Source organism: Halorubrum tibetense (assembly GCF_042661865.1).
In the GTDB taxonomy this organism is placed as follows: Archaea; Halobacteriota; Halobacteria; order Halobacteriales; family Haloferacaceae; genus Halorubrum; species Halorubrum tibetense.
This window is the reverse complement of the sequence record NZ_JBHSWW010000386.1, coordinates 1-1,820: the sequence shown is the minus strand read 5'-3', so window position 1 is coordinate 1,820 and position 1,820 is coordinate 1. Positions and strand designations below refer to the sequence as shown.

The 1,820-nt window shown below is 70.1% G+C and carries 2 protein-coding genes; one reads left to right on the top strand and one right to left on the bottom strand.

The features are described from left to right. Positions 1-510, bottom strand: a 510-nt coding sequence (thiE, locus tag ACFQEU_RS15365) for a thiamine phosphate synthase (protein ID WP_379783579.1), incomplete at its 3' end; no start/stop codon positions are given. A gap of 149 nt (positions 511-659) precedes the next feature. Here thiE and ACFQEU_RS15360 point away from each other — a divergent pair. Beyond that, positions 660-1,820, top strand: a 1,161-nt coding sequence (locus tag ACFQEU_RS15360) for an MATE family efflux transporter (protein WP_379783577.1), incomplete at its 3' end; no start/stop codon positions are given.

The following is a 1,820-nucleotide window of genomic DNA, read 5'->3' as shown; positions in this document are numbered from 1 at the left end:
GTCGATGCCCCCGATCCCGATCACCGGGATAGCTACCGCGTCGGCGATCGCCGCGACACGCTCGGTGCCGATACCGTTCTCCTCGTCCGGGACGTCCTTCGAGCCGGTGGCGTACACCGCACCGACGCCGAGGTAGTCCGCGCCGGCCGCTTCGGCGGCACGCGCTTCCGAGACCGTCGACGTCGAGACGCCGATCACCGCGTCCGGGCCGAGCTGCTCGCGCGCGACGGCCGCCGGGAGGTCCGACTGGCCGAGATGGACGCCGTCGGCGTCTATCGCGGCCGCGAGGTCGATCCGGTCGTTGACGACGAGCGGAACGCCGGCCTCGGCGGTCAGTTCGCGGAGCCGCTTCCCGAGGCGATACCGCTCGATCGCGTCGGTCCCCTTCTCGCGGAGCTGGACGGCGTCGACCCCGCCTGCCAGCGCGTCCGCGACGATCCGTTCGGTGTCCCGACCGGCGGAATCTGCGGCGCTCGTTACGAGATACGTCCGCCACGCGGGCTGATTCATGTATGGTACCATTCGGAGGTCAGACAAACGTGTTGCGCTTTCCGACCTCTCGTGCGGCCACTCGTCGGATCGGAAGGGCGCGGGTCGCCACGACCCCTTAGGGTGCCGCGACGGACAGACACAAGCCGGCGACACCCGTACCGAACGTAATGCGTTCGCGTCCCCGGCGCTGGGCCGCTCGACTCCACGTCGCTCTCGTCGCCCTCGGAGCTGCTGTCGCCGAGGTCCTCGACCGTGCCGGCGTCATCGACCGGGAACGGCTCGACGAGACGCTCGAGTTGGCGTGGCCGCGGATCGTCACCGGCTTCGCGATCATGTCGAAGAACACGGTGGACCTCGCGATCATCGGGATCGCGCTCGGCGCGAACGCGGTCGCCGGGCTCGCGTTCGCGTTCGCGTACTGGCAGCTCGCGAAGTTCCTCTCGATCGGCCTCGCCGGCGGCACGGTTTCGCTGGTCTCGCAGAACTACGGCGGCGACCGACCCGACCGGGCGGCACGCGTCGTCAAGCAGTCCCTCCTCGTGTCGGTACTGCTCGTGATACCGATCGTCGTCGGGTTCGTTTGGTTCGCGGAACCGCTCATCGCGCTGGTCGGCGGTGAGGGCGACGCCCTGCGGTTCGGCGTGGTCTACCTCGTCGTCACCGCGCCCGCACTCGCCTTCGAGTTCTTCAACATGATCGCGAGCCGCACGTACGCGGGCGTCGGGGACACGTTCACCCCGATGGTCGTTCGCGCCGGGGGTGCGCTGTTGAACGTCGTGTTGACCGCCGTGTTCGTCCTCGGTGCCGGGCTGGGCGTGTTGGGGGCCGGTATCGGCACTGCGGTGTCGATCGCCGCGGTCGCCGTCGTCCTCGCGTGGGGAATGACCGGTCGGTCGTACTTCGGACGCGGGGCGTCACCGGTCCCCGTCGGACGCGATGGGCCATGGTTCGACGCCGACCTCGCTCGGGACCTCCTTCGCGTCTCCACGCCGCTCATGGCCCGGCGAGTCGCCGAGGGCGTCGTCGTGTTCCCGTTGTTGTGGGTCGCCGCGTCCTTCGGCTCCGTCACAGTCGCGGCGCTCGAAGTCGGCCGACGGGTCAGAGCCCTACTCGGCAGCTTCAGCTGGGGGTTCTCGATCGCGGCCAGTACGCTCGTCGGGAAGCGGCTCGGTGCCGGCGAGGAGTCGCTGGCGACGGCGTACGGCCGCGACGTGATCCGGCTCTCGGCAGTCGTGTACGTCCTCGCGTCCGTCGCGGTGGTTATCGCCGCGGAGCCGATCGCCCGCGTGTTCGTCGACGACCCGACGGCCGTGGCCGCGACGACGGCG